Source organism: Filimonas effusa (assembly GCF_004118675.1).
Classification (GTDB): Bacteria; Bacteroidota; Bacteroidia; order Chitinophagales; family Chitinophagaceae; genus Filimonas; species Filimonas effusa.
Genome location: NZ_SDHZ01000001.1, coordinates 1866172 through 1886504 on the forward strand (window position 1 = coordinate 1866172; position 20333 = coordinate 1886504).

The 20333-nt window shown below is 47.9% G+C and carries 10 protein-coding genes; 3 read left to right on the forward strand and 7 right to left on the reverse strand.

The annotated features are described in order from the left end of the window. Positions 1 to 9 precede the first annotated feature (9 nt). Positions 10 to 972, forward strand: a complete 963-nt coding sequence (locus ESB13_RS07045; RefSeq protein WP_129002305.1) for a GlxA family transcriptional regulator — start codon at positions 10 to 12, stop codon at positions 970 to 972. 240 nt (positions 973 to 1212) lie between these two features. Here the strand turns inward: ESB13_RS07045 and ESB13_RS07050 are convergent, their stop codons facing one another. The 5 genes from ESB13_RS07050 to ESB13_RS07070 form a co-directional block, all read right to left on the reverse strand. Next, positions 1213 to 3411, reverse strand: coding sequence for a B12-binding domain-containing radical SAM protein (locus ESB13_RS07050; protein WP_129002306.1), 2199 nt, complete (start codon positions 3409 to 3411; stop codon positions 1213 to 1215). Between the two features lie 34 nt (positions 3412 to 3445). Then, complete coding sequence (locus ESB13_RS07055) at positions 3446 to 4816, reverse strand: tryptophanase (protein ID WP_129002307.1); 1371 nt, start codon at positions 4814 to 4816, stop codon at positions 3446 to 3448. Between the two features lie 388 nt (positions 4817 to 5204). Beyond that, a complete protein-coding gene (locus ESB13_RS07060; RefSeq protein ID WP_129002308.1) occupies positions 5205 to 7790 on the reverse strand; it encodes an alpha-L-arabinofuranosidase C-terminal domain-containing protein in 2586 nt (861 codons plus the stop codon). A gap of 142 nt (positions 7791 to 7932) precedes the next feature. Then, on the reverse strand, positions 7933 to 9864 hold the full coding sequence (locus ESB13_RS07065; RefSeq protein ID WP_129002309.1) for a glycoside hydrolase family 97 protein: 1932 nt from the start codon (positions 9862 to 9864) through the stop codon (positions 7933 to 7935). Between the two features lie 32 nt (positions 9865 to 9896). Beyond that, positions 9897 to 12269, reverse strand: a complete 2373-nt coding sequence (locus ESB13_RS07070) for a glycoside hydrolase family 127 protein (protein WP_129002310.1) — start codon at positions 12267 to 12269, stop codon at positions 9897 to 9899. Between the two features lie 570 nt (positions 12270 to 12839). On the opposite strand from ESB13_RS07070, the gene ESB13_RS07075 reads away from it, so the two are divergent. Together ESB13_RS07075 and ESB13_RS07080 are read left to right on the forward strand one after the other, a co-directional pair. After that, on the forward strand, positions 12840 to 14186 hold the full coding sequence (locus ESB13_RS07075) for a rhamnogalacturonidase (RefSeq protein ID WP_220399559.1): 1347 nt from the start codon (positions 12840 to 12842) through the stop codon (positions 14184 to 14186). A 28-nt stretch (positions 14187 to 14214) separates the two neighbouring features. After that, entirely contained in the window at positions 14215 to 15189 is a 975-nt protein-coding gene (locus tag ESB13_RS07080) for a Gfo/Idh/MocA family protein (RefSeq protein WP_129002311.1), read from the forward strand. A 123-nt stretch (positions 15190 to 15312) separates the two neighbouring features. Here ESB13_RS07080 and ESB13_RS07085 read toward each other — a convergent pair whose 3' ends face one another. Beyond that, a complete protein-coding gene (locus tag ESB13_RS07085; protein ID WP_246022462.1) occupies positions 15313 to 16950 on the reverse strand; it encodes a RagB/SusD family nutrient uptake outer membrane protein in 1638 nt (545 codons plus the stop codon). Between the two features lie 16 nt (positions 16951 to 16966). Continuing rightward, the gene (locus tag ESB13_RS07090; protein ID WP_220399560.1) at positions 16967 to 20254 is read right to left on the reverse strand and encodes a SusC/RagA family TonB-linked outer membrane protein; all 3288 of its coding nucleotides are present in this window, start codon (positions 20252 to 20254) and stop codon (positions 16967 to 16969) included. Between the last annotated feature and the right edge of the window lie 79 nt (positions 20255 to 20333).

Genomic DNA, 20333 nt, shown 5'->3' on the forward strand with positions numbered 1-20333 from the left:
CCGTCCTCTATGATCAAACTTATTGTACTCAATACCTGCCAGGTACGTCCGCTTAGTATGGCTGCCATCCTGGATGTGTTCAACTCTGTTAACCAGCAGTACCAGCACAAGGGGCTTCCTCCATTCTTTCATATAGAAGTGGCTGGGGCGGGCGATCTGCCTTTGGTGCCTAAAGCCGATCTGGTATTCATTCCGGCTTTTCTTTCCGGCGACTTAGGCGCAGCGGTTAGCGAAAACCGGGAATTTATCAGTTGGATAGTGGCGCAATATCAACTGGGTGTTCCTATTGCGAGTTTTTGCACGGGCGCTTTTCTGCTTGCCGCCACGGGTCTTCTGAATGGCAAACGGGCTACTACGCATGTTATGGCCGCGCCTGTTTTTAAAAAGCTGTTCCCTCATGTGCTGTTACAGCCGGAAGCCGTTGTAACGCATGATGCCGGGCTTTACACCAGCGGAGGTGCAACCAGCAGTTTTCATCTTATGCTGTATTTGCTTGAAAAATACTGTGGCCGCAGCATGGCTATAGAGATGGCCAAGATGTTCTCCATTGATATGGACCGGCAGCAGCAGCTGCATTTTGCGGGCTTCTCTCCTATCCGCAATCATTCGGACAGTGTGGTCAAGAATATACAGGAGCAAATGGAGAAGCGTTATATGGATATCACCACTGTGGACGCCCTGGTGCGGGAAATCCCGGTAAGCCAGCGCAATTTTGTCCGCCGCTTTAAACAGGCGACGGGCGTTACCCCTATCGATTACCTGCAACAAACCCGGATAGAAGCTGCGAGGCAACTATTAGAGCATACCGACCTCAGCATGATGGAGATCATGTGTCATGTAGGGTATGGCGATATGAAATCGTTCCGGAACCTGTTCCTGCGGATCACCGGTTTAACACCCAAGGCCTACCGTGAGAAATATGCATTGGCGGCAGGGCGTTTCTTTACACATCACCTGCCTGTCATGAACTAGACCCTGGGGCAAAAAAAAACCGGAAAAGTAGAAACAATTCCGGGATATATACATGAGAAAACTAACAAGAGTTATTTAAACGTTATGCTGACAATTTAAGTCGTGTGTTATAAAGACGCTTGAGAAACGAAAAAGGGGGATGCCCAAACCCTGTTTTTTGTTTTAATTAACATTTATCTCCAAACACCAGCAAATCTACCATTTCCTTAGAGGAAATTTTTAGTGGTTTACCCCCTATTATTATAACCGTAGTAATCCAAGTTTATATAAACCGTTCACAGGTTTGTTATCCCAGAACAGTTCAAAGTCTTCTAAACCAGCGGCTTCGTAATGTGATTTTATGTCCTGTAGCGTATAGATCTTTTCGTTGGTTACGGATATCAATGCCAACATCAAGACAAGCCATTCGCCCTGTGGTTTACTCACACTGAAATTCACTGTTTCTTTTTTACCCTGGAAGCTCAGGGAAGCCATTTCCCATTGATTGCCTTTTTTTGATTTGGTAAAGATCTCTATTGCGGGCTTTTTGCCTAACCAAATGATTTTTGTGGTAGGCTTTGTGCTTATGAATTCCTCTTCCAGCAAGGCTTTGACTATGTAATCGGGTGCTATGCTTGTTTTGGGCACTTTGAAATCGAACCATTTCTGCAGGGGGTAGTCGAGGCAGTTGCTGTGCATGTAGTTGAGCAATGATTTCTTCAATCCGAAGCTGAAGGCTTCGTGATCGGCACCATTGGGGTCGGAATGGACGAGGTCGTTGTTGGCGAAGCTTCCGGTCACTACCGTTTCGCGCACCACTCCGAATTTTTCGGGTTCCAGTCCGACGGGGCTATGCGCCGTCATGGCAAACTGGTGCCAGAAGGCGGATTGCAGTACGCCTGCCTGGAACATTTGCCGGACCATTTCGAGGGAGTCGATGGTTTCCTGTGCTGTTTGAGTGGGGAAGCCATACATGAGGTAGGCGTGCACCATGATACCTGCTTCGGAGAAGTTGCGGTTGACGCGTGCAACCTGAGCCACTGTGATCCCCTTTTGAATAAGGGCCAGGAGCCTGTCTGACGCCACTTCCAGCCCCCCGGACACGGCGATGCAGCCAGAGGCCTTCAGGAGCAGGCAGAGGTCGCGTGTGAAGCTCTTTTCGAAGCGGATGTTGGTCCACCAGCTGACAGTTAGTTTACGGCGGATGATTTCGAGCGCCAACGCCCGCATTAATGCGGGCGGGGCGGCTTCGTCGACAAAATGAAAGCCATTCTGACCTGTTTGTGCGATGATCTGTTCCATGCGGTCGCACAGCAGTCGTGCGGCTATTGGTTCGTACAGGCGGATATAGTCAAGTGAGATATCGCAGAAGGTGCATTTGCCCCAGTAGCAGCCATGCGCCATTGTGAGCTTATTCCAGCGGCCATCGCTCCAGAGGCTATGCATGGGATTGACGACCTCTATTGCAGAGATGTAGCTATCGAGCAGCAGATCGCTGTAATCGGGGGTACCTACGTCGGACTGTTTGTAATCGTGGCAGGTTTCGTTGTTGATATAAACGACCTTACCTTCTGCGAGTGCAAAGGTACGTTTGAGGCTGGCGAGGGGTAGTTCGCCCGCGATATAACGTACAAGATTTTCGATGGGGGCCTCACCATCGTCGAGCGTAACGAAGTCGAGGAATTCGAATACACGTTCATCCGATAGGGAGCGCAGTTCGGTATTGGCGAAGCCGCCGCCCATTACCAGTTTTACGTGGGGGTAATGTTGTTTTATCCATTGTGCGCATCGCAGGGCTGCGTACAGGTTGCCGGGAAAAGGGACAGAAAGCGCTACCAGCGCCGGCTGCAGCGTTTCCATTTTGGTGGCCAGCAACCCGAGGAGGATGTTATCGATATAGGAATAAGGCTGTTGCATGGCGGCGTACAACTCATCGAAACTGGCGGCGGAGCGTCCCAGTCTTTCGGCATAGCGGCTGAAGCCAAAGTGCGGGTCAACACATTCTGTGATAAGATCGGACAGGTCTTCGAGGTACATGGTGGCCAGGTGTTTGGCCTTATCCTGTTTACCCATGCTGCCAAAGGCCCATTGCAGGTCGTCGAGCTGTGCAAAGCGGCTTGCTTCGGGCAAAAAACCGCGTTTGACTATCAGATGCGCCAGGGTAGGATTTTTGCCTTGCAGGAAGCGGATGACCGCATCTATGGTGTAGATATAGTCTTCCTGTAAAGCCACCATACGTTGTGCATTCTCAGACAGGGGCTGTGCAGCGGCGCCTGCTTCGGCAAACAGCTGCTGCAGCCCCTGCTGAGAGAACAGAACATTCGTGACCTCTATGCCAAGATCGGACTGATAGCTTGAAATGTTCTTTGTATTCAAAAAACCTTTCAGGTAGGCAGTGGCCGGGTATGGCGTATTCAACTGCGTAAACGGAGGCGTTATCAGGAAAACAGATGCGCTCAAACAAAATAGATTTAAAGCGCAAAAGTAGCCTTATTTACAGCATTTTGAATTGCGCCGTGAAATGACGCAGGTATTGGGATTCGTATGTAATAGCGACCCCATGAATTTCCCGGCGTTTTTTAAACACTTCCACAATCACTTCTGCCAGGTAATCGATATGGCTTTGGGTGTAGGTACGACGCGGGATGGCGAGGCGCACCAGTTCATTATCGGGTGAAACCAGTTTTCCGTCGTCATCATATTTACCAAACATAACGGAGCCTATTTCCACGCCTCTCACGCCGCCTTCGAGGTAGAGGGCGCAGGACAATGCCTGGCCGGGGTACTGATCGGCGGGGATATGCGGGAGGAACGCCTTTGCATCGATATAGAGGGCGTGGCCACCTGTTGGTTTTATGTACGGGATATTTTCGGCGTCGAGTTTCTCGCCGAGGTATTCGATGCTGCGGATGCGGTATTTGAGATATTCTTCCTGAACGATTTCTTCCAGACCTGTAGCAATGGCTTCGAGATCACGTCCGGCGAGGCCTCCGTAGGTAGGGAATCCTTCGGTAATGATGAGCAGGTTGCGGGATTGTTCGGCGAGTTCGGGATCATGCATGGCGAGGAAGCCGCCGATGTTTGCAAATGCGTCTTTCTTTGCGCTCATGGTACAGCCATCGGCATAGGAGAACAATTCCTGTGCGATTTCCTTTACCGTTTTATTCTCATAACCTTTTTCGCGCTGTTTAATGAAATAGCAGTTCTCTGCAAAGCGGCAGGCATCGATGAAGAAAGGAATTTTATTGGCTTTACAAACCTCTTTTACAGCACGGATATTTTCCATGCTTACGGGCTGTCCGCCGCCGGAGTTGTTGGTAACCGTGATAATGACGAGCGGAATGTTTTCGGCCCCTTTATCGGCAATAAACTGTTTGAGGGCTTTTACATTCATATTGCCTTTAAAAGGCGCTACCAGGGAAGGCTGACGGCCTTCGTCGCAAAGGAGGTCAACACCTTCGCCGCCTGCAAATTCAACGTTCGCGCGGGTTGTATCGAACAGGGTGTTACTGATGATGTATTTGCCTTTACCACTTTTGATCGTGAACAGGATCTTTTCTGCCGCCCTGCCCTGGTGAACGGGTATTACGAAGGGCATGCCTGTAAGTTCCCTGATAACCGATTCGAAGCGATAGAAGCTTGGGCTACCCGCATAGCTTTCATCGCCTTTCATGATACCAGCCCACTGATCGCTGCTCATTGCGCCTGTTCCACTATCGGTAAGCAGGTCGATGATCACGTCTTTGGCTTTTAAAAGGAAAGGATTGTAATGTGCCTCTGCCAGTAACTTTTCGCGTTCTTCACGTGTAGTTACATAAATAGGCTCCACCGATTTGATCCGGAATGGCTCAATAATAGTCTTCATACAACGTAGTTGTTGATTAGAATTATGATTAAAGGAATATGTAAAAAGTAAAAGGGGAAAGCTACCCAATGAGAAGCGGGCAGCAACAGCAGCAGTTTAAGAAGGTCTTGCTATTATGTTCTTCCAGATATTTGACATGTAGTGCAAATGCTAATGCAACAAATATATAGCTATTTTTTATATAGTCGTCAAAACAAGCGATAATGCTAAAAAAAACGTGAGTATAAGAAACGTTGCGGGGCAAACGGCGATAAGGCGGGTATTTATTAAGCGGGTGGGGGCTTGGGTAAAACGCCAGAGCAGCTCTATAAAACAAAAAGCCCGGCAACCTAAGGAAGCCGGGAGTTCTTTTCTAACTGTCTACTTATTTTAGGACGTTACAATTATCTTATTCTTTCGTTTTTACACGAACGATGGTGAATGAATAGGGAGGCAATCCGCCATCGAAAGCCTGGGTTACGCTACAGGAGATGGTTTCGGGTTTCAGCTGTTTATCGTCGGGGTTGCCTTTCAATACCGTGCGGCTGGCCGAGATGCCGGTGATACCCTGCAGGTTGACAGTTGGCACCACGGGGACCGGTAACAGGTTCACCATTTTAATAATGATATCCTGTGTATGGCTATCACGCACTACGGATACTGCTACCCGTTTTCTTACTGCATCCTGGTTATTGCTCAGCTTTATCGTTGACGGGAAATATTCATCGCCTGCGTGTATGCCATAGAGTTTTTGCACCTCATAGCCAACTGTAGGTTTTACGGTAGTATTATTGAAATAGATGAGGTTAGGGTTCCATTGCGTACGACCTTCTTTCGCCAGTAAGGGCGCATAGGAAGCCATGCTTACCACATCGCCGTTCCTCTCCAGTGATGTGAGATACAATGCTTCGGACAAAGCCGTTTCGAGGTTAACAGGGCGGCCGGGTAAATGTGCGGCGTATTCACCGAGATATACTTTTGATTTAGTGCGATCGTACCGATCGTAATAGTCCTGATTATTTATAAACCATCCGGGGGGCTGATAGTAGTGTTCATCGATGAGCGGCACCTGCAGCTTAGTGGCTATGCCCCATCCTTCTTCATAGTCTGTTCCTTCGGATGCAGGGCCTGCGGTACCTATCACCGAGATTTCGGGATGTTTTGCTTTTATTGCGTTAAAGATCATTGTAAACCGTTCTTCAAACACGTCGCTGATGAGGTCTTCATTACCGATGCCAATGTATTTGAGGTTAAACGGTGCGGGGTGGCCTGCTTCGGCACGTTTTTTACCCCAGGTAGTTTTTACATCGCCGTTGGCATATTCTACGAGGTCGAGGATATCCTGGATATAGGCATCCATTTCATCCATAGGAATGCCGCCCTGCTGACCGCCACCGCCAACGCCTGAGTTCTGGCATGGTACGCCGGCTGCAATAACCGGAACGGGCGCTGCGCCAATATCTTCACAGAACTGGAAGTATTCGAAATATCCCAATCCTGCGGTCTGGTGGTATCCCCACAGGTTGCGCTGGGGTTTGCGTGCTTCGAGCGGCCCTATAGCATTCTTCCAGCGATAGATGTTCCCCAGGCCATCGCCATGAGCCACGCAGCCACCGGGGAAGCGGACGAATTTTGGATGGATATCGGCAATAACCTGGGCCAGATCGGCACGCAAGCCGTTCTTACGTCCTTTGAAGGTATTTTGCGGGAAGAGCGATACCATGTCGATGGCTATTCTGCCGGAACCTGAAGGTTGCAGTTCGAGCTGTGCATCTGCCACATCAGCAACAGGTGTTATTATTATCGTTTGATCTTTCCAGGAGTTGCCGGGCGCCGGCAAGGTGCCTGCAGCCAATTCCTTTCCATCTTTACCAACCAGTTTTACCTGCAGCTTACCTGGCTTTCCCTGCAGTGCGCGTGTGAAAACAGAGAAGCGATAGGGCTGGCCTTTTTTCAATGTAATGCCGTCGAAGCCGCTGTTTATGAGCCTGGCTCCTGCTGCACCGAAATCCAATACGGCGTAATTGGGATTATTGGGGTGTATGGGCTGTGCAGTTTCTATAGTGAACTGTGCGTTTGCGCCTTCCAGTTTCCAGGAATGCTTAGCATGCCAGCTTGTATCGTGGCCTTGTTTATCATCCAATGCATATTCAAAATCGCGGTTCTGCACCAGTTCGGCATATAAACCACCATCGGCAGCGTAGTTAATATCTTCAAAGAAGATACCGAGTAAGAGATCACTTATAGCTTTAGCTTGTCCGGGATGTACTGTTACGTCGACCGCGACGGGTTTGATGCCCGCGAAACGCTGTTCGTCCTGTTTTGTTGTTTCGGCATTCTGCAGCCTTTTGTATTGCTGCCATTCGTAATGCTTTATCATTTTATCTACAGCATTCCAGGCTACGCGGTGAACCTGTCCCTGCATCTCTCCTTCCGGCAGGCTCACTGTTACTTCGTCAGAAATATAAGCTGCGGCTGTTACCTGTTCGGGGGAGGTATAAGTTTTAAAATCTTTGGTAGATACGCGATAGTAATTACCTGAAGATGCGGTGTACACAATTACATAGCTGCCTGTGCCGGCGTTGTATTGTATGGAAGGTTTCAGGCAGTTTGCCACACCTTTCTGAACGGGGTAATCCTGGCGGCCCCAGTAAACAAGGTCGGGAGAACTTACGTGGGCAAATACGGGTTCATATTCGTTTAATCCCCATACGCATTGCCAGTTGCCTCCGGCGCCTTGTATCAGGAAGGGCTGGTTCATGCGTTTCTCGCTTCCCCAGCGACCGTAATCGCTTTTTACAAATGCATAGTTTTCGCCGATATTGAACCAGCTTTTTTTGTCGGGGCTCCATGCAAACTGCAAGCCTGTTCGCCCGCCGTTCTTAACTGTGGCGTAAGAGAACAGGTAAACCGAATCGGGGACGTTGGCATGTGCCAGGACAGGGGCTATGCCGGTGAAGGAAAACAGACAGAGAAAGAGAGTTATTCTTTTCATATCAATTAATCGTAGCGTTATTTAATGCTGTAGCGTAAATATAATGTCATTATAAGAATTAACTAATGCCCTATGCTTTCAAAGCAGGCACCTCCCTTCTCAATAAGGAGGCGCCTATATGCTTTAAAAAGTTTTTTTCCATTTATTCAATAACCATTACGAATCCGCTGCCGGGAGCTATTTCCAGCACCTGGGCTGCTGAAGTGCTGCCTTTTGTTTCATCGAAACTTGCGGGTTTATCACCATCTTTCAAGAGGCTGAATTTGCTACCCAATGCGGCGGTATTCAAGGTTAATTTCCGGGGTGTTGCAGCGGCATTGATACCGGCGACATACCATTTGTTTCCTGCCTTACGCGCCAGGGCTACGTACTGTCCGGGGTAACCTTCCATAAATTTCACCTGTTCCCAGCTTACGGGCAAATTCCTTAAAAAGGACCTAACATTTTCAGGTATGTGCTGCATGCCTTCGGGCGACTCGGCAAAATGCTGGATGCCGGATAAGAACAATACCGATAAAGCCAGCTCGAAGCCACCTGAGGTACGGCGAACCAGGTTACCGCTTAGTTTATACAGGTTCATGGGCGTGTAATCCATGGGATCGAAGAGGTTGCGGGCAAAAGGCACCGTAGCGCACATTACCGCCTGTTTATCGGCTTCATGCTGATTGAAGGTAACATTTTCGAAGCCCCGTACGGCCTCGGTTGTCATGAGGTTGGGATAAGTTCTTGCCCATCCGCGCGGCAATGTGGCGCCATGGAAGTTAACCATGAGCTGACAGGCTGCCGCATCGTTTAAAATATCGATATAGTATTGCATCACCGATTGCCCGTCGCCACCAAAGAAGTCGATTTTCACGCCTTTGATACCCATGGCCTGTATGCGATGAAACTCTTTCATACGGCTCTCATGCGTGAGCAGCAGATTCCTGGGCGTGTACTTTACCGTGTTCCAGTCTCCTGCAGAATTATACCATAGGAGCAAGCCTACGTTTTTAGACTTTGCATAATCGGCAAGGATCTGAATACTATCGTATCCTATTTTCCTGTCCCAGTCGGCATCGATAAGACAGTATTGCCAGTTCATGCCGGCGGCAAAGTCGATATATTTTTTTTGTTCTTTGAATATGATGTAGTCGTCTTTTGAGTTGATCCAGCTCCAGGAAGCCTTGCCTGGTTTTATGTAGGAGACATCGTTCAGGCTTTGTGCGGCGGCGAGGTCTGTACCGGCGGTAGATTCCATGATATTTTTAAGCGAGCCTACTGCTATTACTTTCCAGGGAGTAGTGAAATTGTTATCTATAACGGGCAATAAACCTCCACCTAATACCACTTCGCGTTTGTCGGGGAAGCCGGTTGTAAATTTACCGTTACCTGCGGTAAGTAATTTTGTACCGCAGTAGTTGCCTTTCATTCCGGCTTCGGTGATGGCGACCCAGTTATTCCCGTTTTTAAATAATGCCGGATATACCCAGCCGACTGTATTATCGGCTACTTTTTCGACAGGGACTTCCTGTTCGTAGTATTCTTCGTAGGCGGGGTTTGAGCGTTCCCATCCGGTTTTGGCCACCTGCATAGGCTGCAGCCATGAGCGCACTCCCTGTTTAAAGCGGAAGTCTGTTTTTTCTTCTGTAACTACCGTATTTGCGGCGTTTTCTCCCGGGAGCAGGTATTGGAAAGCAACGGCATCATCGGAAACATTGAAAACAATATCAATGGGTTTACCTTGTTTATTCCTGTAATGAAATACACATTGATTGGCATTGTAGTGCACCTGTTGTTTTTTGCCATAGAGCAGGCGGTAATTTTCATTTACCGGCTTTGTTTTTGAGGCACCTGTAAAAACAAGCTCTTTATAAAGATCGGTTCCTGAAGTAACCAGGCCCAGCGCTGAAGGCAGCAGTATTGTATCTTTCTTTGCCAGCACCGTATAGGTCACTGTTCCATCTGCCGCGGAGGATAGCTTTACTGTCAATGTTTTACCAGGACTTGTTATAACCTGCGCCTGCAAACAGGTATACATAGCTGCGCCTACCATCATGGCGAAGCATACGATACTTCTTTTTAATTGTACCATAGCAAATAATACGGGTGATTCTTAAAACGGATTTATTTTCTCAAGAGCCTGACGCCGTATATACCGGCTGTTTCAGACCCATCCACTGCAACAAATTTTACTACAAGCGTTTTAGCAGCACCATCGGGGATCACGTAACCGGCAGAGAAGAAGTCGCCTCCTTTTGTACCATCGAGCTTCACTTCTGCTATGGGCTTGTCATTGATAAGAATGTGAAAGTGCCGGTTTTTATCGCCACCGTAGTAGGTAACCTGTAAGGTGGCAGCATCGGACGCCTCGTTCCTGAGGCGATAGGAGAACCAGCCTTTAGCTGAACGCCAGTGCCTGTTTCTGTGTATGCCGGTTATACTTTTGTCGCTTTCAATAAAATGATCAGACTCCGGTTGTTGTTCTCCGGGCGCTACCATGTCTATTGTTCTTGCTGCCAATGCAGCCTCCTGCTCCTGTTGTTTTTTTAATCTATCCAGATCCTGCTGCAGATCTTCCTGTGAGAGTTTATGCCAATAGATAATATACCGTGTGTCGTGTAAGGTATAAAAAGGGACCAGCTCAATATCGTTATACTTATCGGGATATACTTTAGAAGCGAACCGGAACGTGTTCTTTTTATCGCCTGCGGGGATTACCACGGCGTCTTTGTTATCATCGCTTACGAGCACAGGCATGTCCTGTAAGGCAGGCATGATACCGGGCGCTATATGTCCTCCCCTGCTATCATCGGCATACAGGCCTGTCATACCTTCTGTACCGGCTTTTGCAGCCAGTACAATGGGGCCGCGCATTACGGCTACGTAGCTGGGGATATGCGGTAATTCTTCGAACGTTGTTTGCATGGGTAACTGTACCGTTACCACATCACCTTCTTTCCAGGTTCTTTCAATGGCAACATAATCGCCCGGCGTTGCTGTAACCACCTGCTTCCTGCCGTTTACAAAAACCGCCAGCGTTCCTGCCTTCACCCAAGACGGATATCTTATTTGCAGTGCAAACTTTGCGGGTGCCGCTGCGTGGATGGTTAAAGAAGTATGTTCTTCGGAGGGAAAGCGGTTTTGTTGTACGATAGAAATATTCTTTTCCTTCCATTTCAATTCGGAGGGAATAAAGAGGTTTACGAATAAGCTATCGGCTGCATGTGCATAGATAAGTTCGCCGTATTTCGCGTGGTTTTCGAGGCCACTGCCAACACAACACCAGAATGAGGTTTGGGGCTGCGAGTAAACGCGGTAAGCGCCCGGGCGCATGGAGGTAAAATAAACGAAACCGCCTTTCTCCGGATTTTCGGTAGAAAGGATATGATTGTATAAGGCTCTTTCGTAGTAATCGATAAGATCGGCCCGGCCATCGGAAAGATACAACTGGCGGGTTAGCTTAAGCATATTGTAGGTATTACAGGTTTCAGGGCCCTGTATATCGTTGATCATGGATGAGAAGTCGTGCACAGGGTTGAAGTGTTCGCGCACACTGTTTCCGCCTATCACACAACTACGGTTGTGCACCACAGTTTCCCAGAAAAAGTGTGCAGCTTTGTCATATGCCGTATCCTGTGCATCACCTGCATCGGCAATACTTTTAAACCCTATTACCTTAGGGATCTGGGTGTTGGCGTGTAATCCATCGAGCTTATCCTGTTCGTGCTCTAATGGCGTTAAGATGGTAAGGTGTGAAAAGCGGCGGGCCAGGGCCAGGTATTTTTTGTCGCCGGTGATGACTGCAACATCGGCGAATACCTCGTTAAGGCCACCGTGTTCGGAGCGGAGCATTTCCTGTACCTGAGCATCGGACAAGCCGGAGGTTAATTTCAGCATCCAGTTGGTATAGGCTATCAGCATTTGCTTTGCCTGTTCACTGCCAGCATAGAGATATGCATCTCTCAAACCGCCGTACATTTTATGGATATTATAGAGCGGCACCCATCTTTTGTTCAGGGAAAAGCCATCGGCCCTGATATTGCCGGCTGCAATTTCCTGCCAGAGCTGTTTACTGCGGGGGACGCCACCGATGTAACCATCTCCATAATTGTCCTGGCATTTTTTCAGTTCCGACAACATATAATCGAGCCGGGTTGCAATTTCTTTATTTCCGGTAGCTGCATACATCAATGACAGGGCGGAAACATAGTGCCCTCCTATATGTCCGTCGAGGCCTGTGTTTTCCCAGTTGGGATAGCTGCTATCTTTTGGAGTGAGGCCTGCTTCGCGCAGATAAGGAGCCAGCAGCCTGTCGGGTTTGAGTGCGAGGATATATTCGAGATCTTTTTCCTGTGCATTCTTAAAAGGACTTTCGAGGAGCCTTACATCGGCTAGTGCGAATGGCTTTCTGCTATTGCTTTCTGATTGCGCCATGGCAGGCGTGCCTGTCAAAATGCAGAGAAAGGGTAAGAGGGATAAACAAGATAATTTCTTCATGTGGCAATGTCCGTTATGTCCTTAAAGTTCTGCAATTTATTCTCCCCTTCGCTACCGGAGGGGGGGCAAATTGGTAAAAGGTAAGTGGTAATTGCCTATGCCTAAACATAAACAATCTGACAGTCAATGACTTCAGAAATAAAATTAGTGTCTTTTTGACATTTTTTTAACGGAGTTTGTATGTATTGGGAAGGCGATAACCGATGTTTGCCATCGCGTAGTTGCCGGTGAAAGCTGAAGACGGCTCCAAGGCAGCTTTAAGGCGGCTATATAAAGCGTAGTTTTTCGTAGATGGTTGATACTGGTGCCGGCAGGAGAACGGGCTGGCAGGGGGCTATAAGTTGCAAAATGTATGCCTCAGAAGACTTGCAGGGCAAAAACCTGAAACGATAGCCTGAAGCATTGAGATGATATTGTGCTATAATGATTCAATTTTCCTGCTGATTTATGTTTGATTATCCGCATTTTTGCAGCTAAAGCGATTGTAACGACAACCTCTCATTGCCATGTTCCGGTTTCAGTTCCTTTACTTTTAGATCCGCCTGCATGGAAACGCTTAAAACACGTTTTATGATCATGAAAAAAATGAAGTTTGCGCTGGTACTTGTATGTTCAACCGCGCTGCACTTATGCACATTGGCCCAGGATAATTTTCCGGATGGCACACCGATACCGGAATGGTTCAGACAAAATGACCGGACAGATATCAAAAAGCTGGGGCAGCAATACCGTATTACTGATTATAACGTGGTAAAAGACAGCAACGTTGTACAGACTGAGAAAATGCAGGCCGTTATTAATAAGGCGGCTGAGAAAGGCGGCGTTGTTGTTATTCCCAAAGGTACTTTTTTGAGCGGGTCTTTGTTTTTCAAGCAAGGCACGCACTTGTATCTTGAAGAGGGCGCCAGGCTCAAGGGCAGCGATGATATCAGCAATTTCCCGATCGTGCCAACGCGTATAGAAGGACAGACGGTCAAATATTTTGCTGCGCTGGTAAATGCTGACGGTGTGGATGGGTTTAGTATTTCAGGCAAAGGAACCATTGACGGCAACGGATTGCGTTACTGGAAGGCTTTCTGGTTGAGGCGGCAATTCAATCCTAATTGTACCAATATGGATGAAATGCGGCCAAGGCTTCTGTATATTTCGAACAGTAAAAATGTACAGGTTTCCGGATTAAAGCTTATCAACTCCCCCTTCTGGACGAATCATTTTTACAAGTGTGAAAATGTGAAACTCCTGGATCTTTATATTTATTCGCCGGAGAAGCCTGTTAAGGCGCCCAGTACAGATGCGGTAGATATTGATGTTTGCAAGAATTTTCTTATCAAGAATTGCTATATGTCGGTTAATGATGATGCGGTGGCATTGAAGGGAGGTAAAGGTCCGCTTGCTGATAAGGATGAGAACAACGGAGGCAATTTCAACATTGTCATTGAAGATTGCACCTATGGGTTTTGTCATGGAGCGTTGACGCTGGGGAGTGAGTCGATACATAACCGGAATATTGTTCTGCGCCGCATAAAGATCAATCATGCGCAACGGTTATTGTGGCTTAAGATGCGTACTGATACGCCTCAGAATTATGAATATGTAAGGGTTGAGGATATTGAAGGCAGTGATATCGGCAGTTTCCTGTATATACGTCCCTGGGCCCAGTTCTTTGATCTTAAGGGAGAGAAGCGTTTGATAAAATCATCCGGCAGTCATATTACGATGCGTAATATCAAGGTTGGATGCGATGCTGTTTTTAAAGTAGACAAAGTTGCTGAGAGTGAAACGTTCGAGTATCGTTTATCGGACTTCAGGTTTGAGAACCTGGCGTTACAGGCTAAGCAGGAAGCGAAGATAGACACATCGATCGTAAAGGATTTCAAGCTTACAAATGTTATTGTTAACGGCGAGAAGGTGCAGTAAGGTGTATATTTAAATAAACAAATTTGCTATGATCAACTGGGGTATCATTGGATGCGGGGATGTAACCGAGCGTAAGAGCGGTCCTGCCTTCAACAAAGTAAATGGCAGCAAGCTTCTGGCGGTAGCGCGCAGGGATGCCGAAAAGGCTGCAGATTATGCCAGGCGGCATGGTGTTGAAAGATGGTCCGGCGATGCCTATGCGCTACTGGAGATGAAAGATATCGATGCCATTTATGTGGCTACCCCTCCCTCCTCTCACCTGGAGTATGTATGTGCTGCACTTGAAAAAGGGTTTTCGGTATATGTAGAGAAACCTGTGGCTTTGAATACTGCCGAGGCGCTGAAGATGGCGGAGGCTGCGCAAGCTTCTGCCGGCAAGCTGGTGGTAGCGCATTACAGGCGCAGGCTGCCTTTATTTCTTAAAGTAAAGGAACTGCTTGAGCAGAAGGTCATAGGAGAGATACGTACGGTTCAAATGCGGCTCTGGCAAAGTATCAAGCCAGCGCTTGTTACAACGGGCGCTGCCAACTGGCGGACTAACCCGGCGATATCCGGCGGCGGTTATTTTCATGATCTGGCTCCTCATCAGCTGGATCTGATGTTATACTTTTTTGGGGAGCCGGTTCATTATGATGGGTTCAGCCAGTGCCAGGCCGGCGATGACGGAGTAGCTGATCAGACCTCCGGGACCATTTTATTTGCCGATAAGATCGTGTTCAATGGCAGCTGGTGTTTCAATGTTGCCGATACAGATACCATCGATGAATGTGAGATCATTGGCAGCGCCGGCAGCATTCGCTTTGCCGTTTTTGGACAGCGGATCGTGGTTAAAGATGGCAACGGCGAGCAGGTGTTTGAGTTTGAGCATCCTGAGCATGTTCAGCAGCCTATGATCGCGAGTGTGGTGGGCTTTTTTAACGGGCAGGAGGAGAATCCATGCACGATAGAGGAGGCTGTTGAGCTGATGAAGATCATGGATAAGTTTGCAAGGTTAACCGTATAGTATAATAGTTTTAGCAGCTATCGGGCAAGACATTTAATTTTCAAGTTCCTGGTCCTGCCGTTTGCCAGTTTTTCACAGAACTGACAAACGGCGAACCAGGTGCAGTGATAAATACGGAAGGTTTTAGTATCCTGTATTTTGTTTAAGATTTGCGTTCTTAGCGATCTCCGTTCTGGGAATAGGATATAATGCGCGATAGTCGCCATTGGGCGAATGTGATAGCCATGATTTTTTAGTAAATGCGCCAAAGCGGATCATATCTGTTCTGCGGCGTGCTTCCTGGCAAAACTCCCAGCCAAGTTCATCGAGGAAGCGGCCGTAGATGATATCGGCTCCACCTTCGTGTGTGGTAGTAAGGTGGTTGCGAAGGCCATAATCGTAGCCGCTGCCTTTCAGAAGGTCGGCCCCGGTTACCATTGCTTTGGCAGGGTTAGCTCTGAAATTCCGTTCACGTACCTGGGTTACAATGACGGCAGCCTCATTGGCCTCCCCCATTCTGAGTAAACACTCTGCTTTCATCATCAGCACATCGGCATACCTGAATAACGGCCAGTCGTTGCTAAGGCGGTTGGTAGCGCCCATGGCAATTTCGAACTTACCGAGCCGGAAGCCGTCTACCTCTTCGGACTGATCGACCCCTGCGACGTAGTTGCGGAAGGCCAGCGGTTTACCTGTGAATGCGCCCATAGTTCCGAAGATACTATCACCGGAGGCGGTATATTGTTGTCCTTTAATGTAGTTGTCGATGTAGCGGCTATCTGTGGTATCGAAGGTGCTGATAAATTGCGGCACGGCGCAGATGCCACCCCAGGGAGCCGACTGAAGGTTGTAGGTGGCCTGGTTTTCGGGCTGCAGCGTTTGCATATGAATATCGAAAGAGTTCCAATCGTTCACGTATTTAGAATCGAACGGCAGTGCGAATATGATCTCTTTAGAGTTCTGATTCTCTGTAATGAATACATTCTTCTGGTTACTTTCGAGGATGAAGAGATTTGACTGAATGATAGTATCGCAAACCGCTTTACATTTATCCCATTGCGGCGTACCTGTGTAGACCTCTGCATTAAGGTACATTTTAGCGAGCAATGTTAGCCCGGCCCATTTATTGAACTTACCATAGGTAGCCGTATTATTAGCGGTGCTAACGAGCGGGATATTGGTGAGCAGTTCGTTAATGATAAAATCATATACTTCTTTACGCGTGTTTTGTTTGGGAAGAAACCCTTCAGGAACGTTAAACCTGTCGACCAGGGGTATGTTTCCATAGCAATCTATCAATACCCAATAGTAGGAAGCGCGCAGCAATTTTATTTCTGCGATAAGTGCGGTGGTATCTTTAGGCGCAACGGGGATAGCGCCAGACTGAGTTTGATAGATGATACGATTACAATTGGTGATGCCCTGGTAGGCTCTTGTCCAGATGTTGATAACGATATCGTCGTCGGTCGTCCATTTATGTTCATGAATTCTGCGATAGACGCCGCCATCGATCCAGCCGTTGGGGCGGGCGGGTGTTAACATCTGGTCACCGGCTACCTCCTGTGCGCGGTAAAGCGTATTCCATTGCAGGAGAAGTCCACGCCAGTCGACGTAAGCCGCGCCTGCGAGCGCTGCCAGGTCGGAGCTGGTGGGTGTAAATTCGTTTGCGATGATCTGGTTGTAGGAAACATCTTTGAGTTTGGTACAACCGCTGTTGACGGTAAGCATAGCGATGAAGCAGCTTAACGCGGAAAAATATATGGCAATTTTCGTTTGTTTCATATTCCAGAGATTAACGTTAGAAAGTAACATTCAGGCCGAAGCTGAAGGTGCGTGTGGTGGGATATTTATAGGGACTATCCATACCCGGATCGAGACCTGAGGTAGGCGTTTGGGCCACACCAGACTGAGCAGTAGAGGTACCGTTACGCAAGCTCACTTCGGGGTCGATGCCTTTATAGCCGGTGATGATAAAAGTATTGAGAGAGGACACATAAACGCGTGCCGACTGTATATATTTCGCCCCTGTTGTTTTCCATGTATATCCGATGGTGATGTTATCTACTTTCCAGTAGTCGCCATTCTCGATATAGTAGCTATTAAATTCTACCGGGCTTTTGAGTTGAGTTTTACCGTAAACGGGGTCGTAGGCTGTTTTCAGGAGGTTATACTGTGCCTGGGTGGGGTTTTCGAGCATCATGCGCTGAAGGTTTGCTACCTGGAATTTAAAGGCTCCCCGCTGTGTAATTGCCAGATCCCACTGTTTATACCTGAAGTTATTCTGCCAGCCTGCGTAGTAGCGCGGCAAGCCGTTTCCTATCACTTTTTTATCGCCAAAGGAGTGTGTTAATTCGGAGTAGTTGACAGGTTTGCCATCGCTGCCTTCATAGATCCACTGGCCATAGTTGGCGGCATCGCTTGCATTGTTATTGATGTCGATGACCTTGAAGCCGTAAAGATCACCTACGGGGCCACCGACTTTGAGCAAATGTGAAAAGGTTTGGATGGGCGGGAAGATCGCTCCTACCTGGAGGTAGTTGGTAGATGTTTTATACAGATCGTTTGACAGGCTAATGAGCTTATTGCTATTGGTTGAGAAGTTGACGCTGGTATTCCATTCAAAATCCTTCTTTTTTATAGCGGTAAAGTTGAGCATTACCTCTACCCCTTTGTTCTGCATGGTACCTACGTTTGCCAGTGTCTGGTTGTATAAATTTGGCGGACTGGGCACATCGTAAAGGAAGAGCAGGTTATGGATCTTACGATTGTAAAAGTCGACGGTACCGCTGATACGATTATTTGCCAACGTGAAGTCTAAACCGATATTGGTTTCTCTTTTCTCCTCCCATCTGAGGTCGGGGTTAGCGTTCTGGGTGGGTACGAGCGTTTGCACCCATTGTCCGTTGGAATAGACGAAGCCGCCATAGCCAATGACGGCCACGCCTCTGAACAGATCAGTTGGCTGGGAGCCTGTAACACCATAGCCGGCCCTTAATTTCAAGTCGTTAAAGATGCGTTGTTTTTGCATGAAGTTTTCCTTGCTGATCCGCCATCCTGCGGATACTGCGGGGAACATACCCCATGGGTTTTTAGTACCCCATAACTGGCTGGCTTCTTCGCGGCGTATGCTGGCCATGAGCAGGTATTTCTGGTTATAGTTATAAGAAATTCTGCCGAAGAAGCCTATAAGGTTGGTCTGGCTTTTAAAGCTATTAATGAGCCCCTGGAAGTTACCGCTACTGATTGCCCTGCCCAGGCCTATGTTATTCCATCCGAACCTATCGGTAGGGAAATCCCAGTTTTCGGTACTATTACTGTTGTAGTCATTTTCCTGGTAGCTATAGCCGCCGAGCAGGGTAAACTGATGCCTGTTTACAGTTCTGGCATATTCGGCGGTAAGCTCCATGAGGCGGTCGGTAGAAGCATCACCATTAACGCGGGCGTATCCGTTTCTACCATCGCGTAATGTGCTTACATGCTGTTTGGTTTCGTTGTAGCCGGCTTCGAGCTGTCTTTTAGCATAAGAAAAAACTGCACTCAATTTCAATCCTTTCAAGGGTGCAAACACGATGCTTCCTTTATACCTGTTGTTCAGTTCTTTACTAAGGCCGTCGCTTTCCATGAGATCGGACACCGGGTTTTCGTAGTCGAACTTGGTGAGTTCCTGGAACCAGGTACCATCGGGGTTCGTGAGAGGAGCGGTAGGATTCTGGAGGGTAGCCTGCCTGTAGATATTGCTGTTAAAGCCATTGAACCTTCGTGAGGAGCTAAACATATTGACATTAATACGGAGCTTATTGTCGAACATGCTATGGTTGAAATCGGCCCTGGCGGAGAACAACTGATTATAAGATTTTTTAAAGATACCTTCCTGCATGTTATAGATAACGGAGGCGAGATAATTGGTAGTGGCATTACCACCGCGCACGGTAAGGTTATGAGACTGCAGAACAGGTGTGCGGGTGATAGCTTTGAGCCAATCGGTATTTTGTTTGTAGTCGGGCATTTCGAGTTTACGTTGCCCGGCAGCCAACTGGTCTCTAAAATCTGCTGCAGTGGATAGGTTGAGCTTACGGGCAATGGTCTGTGTGCCCAGGAAAGCGCTGTATTCCACTGCTGTTTTGCTATTGGCGCCTGCTTTTTTGGTAGTAATGATGATGACACCATTAGTTCCCCTGGTTCCATAGATAGCTGCCGCTGAACCATCTTTAAGCACATCTACAGATTCGATATCCTGCGGTGCCACAGTTCTGAGGTCGCCGGGTATACCATCGATCAGGATCAGCGGGTTTTGGTTGGCTCCCATGAGCGTTGTTTGTCCGCGCAGCAGGATCTGCGTAGCGCCTGTTGGGTCGCCATTGGGAGAGATCACGGATAGGCCGGCCACCTTCCCCTGGATAAGTTGCCCTGCATCTGTTACGGAACCCTTAATAAAGTTATCAGACTTTACGGAAGCCACGGCGCTGGTAAGCTCGCCTTTGCGTTGTGTGCCATAACCTACAACCACTACTTCGTTCAGGCTGGCGTTTACGGGCACCAGTTTCACCTGCAATTCCTGCGATTCAGCATTGACAGTAACTTGTGCGGTTTCGTATCCTACATAAGATATTTCGAGTGTCACCGGCAGTTTGCTTACTGTAAGTTTAAAGCTGCCATCGTCTTTGGAAACAGTATTATGCCCGGCTTGTTTGTCGGCGATGGTAGCGCCTGCAAGCGGCTCGCCCTGCTGGCCCTGAACTTTACCGGAGACGGTAATAGCGGGCTGTGCGGCGAGCAGGAGCATACTGGCTTCTCTCTTTTCTTTGAGTACGATCATTTTGTCGATAAGTGCATAGGTAAAGGGCTGATCTTTAAAGCACATATCCAACAATTGTTCGAGCGAGACCTTTGTAGCAACAAAGTTCACAGACCTGCTTTTTTTAAGCATGCTGGCTGTATATACGAAGGAGTAGCCGGTTTGTTTACTGATATCGGTGAACACCTTTTTTAGCGGGACATTACTGGCTTCATAAGATATTTGTTGCGGCAGTCCTTCAGCGGCAATGGCAACAGAAAATACGAACATCAATACAATCGTTAATTTCATAATCAAAAGGGTTTTGATTACGTTCTTTTGCGCCGCCTGCCTGAATTGGCGGCAAACATAAAATGGCATAGCTTTGAAT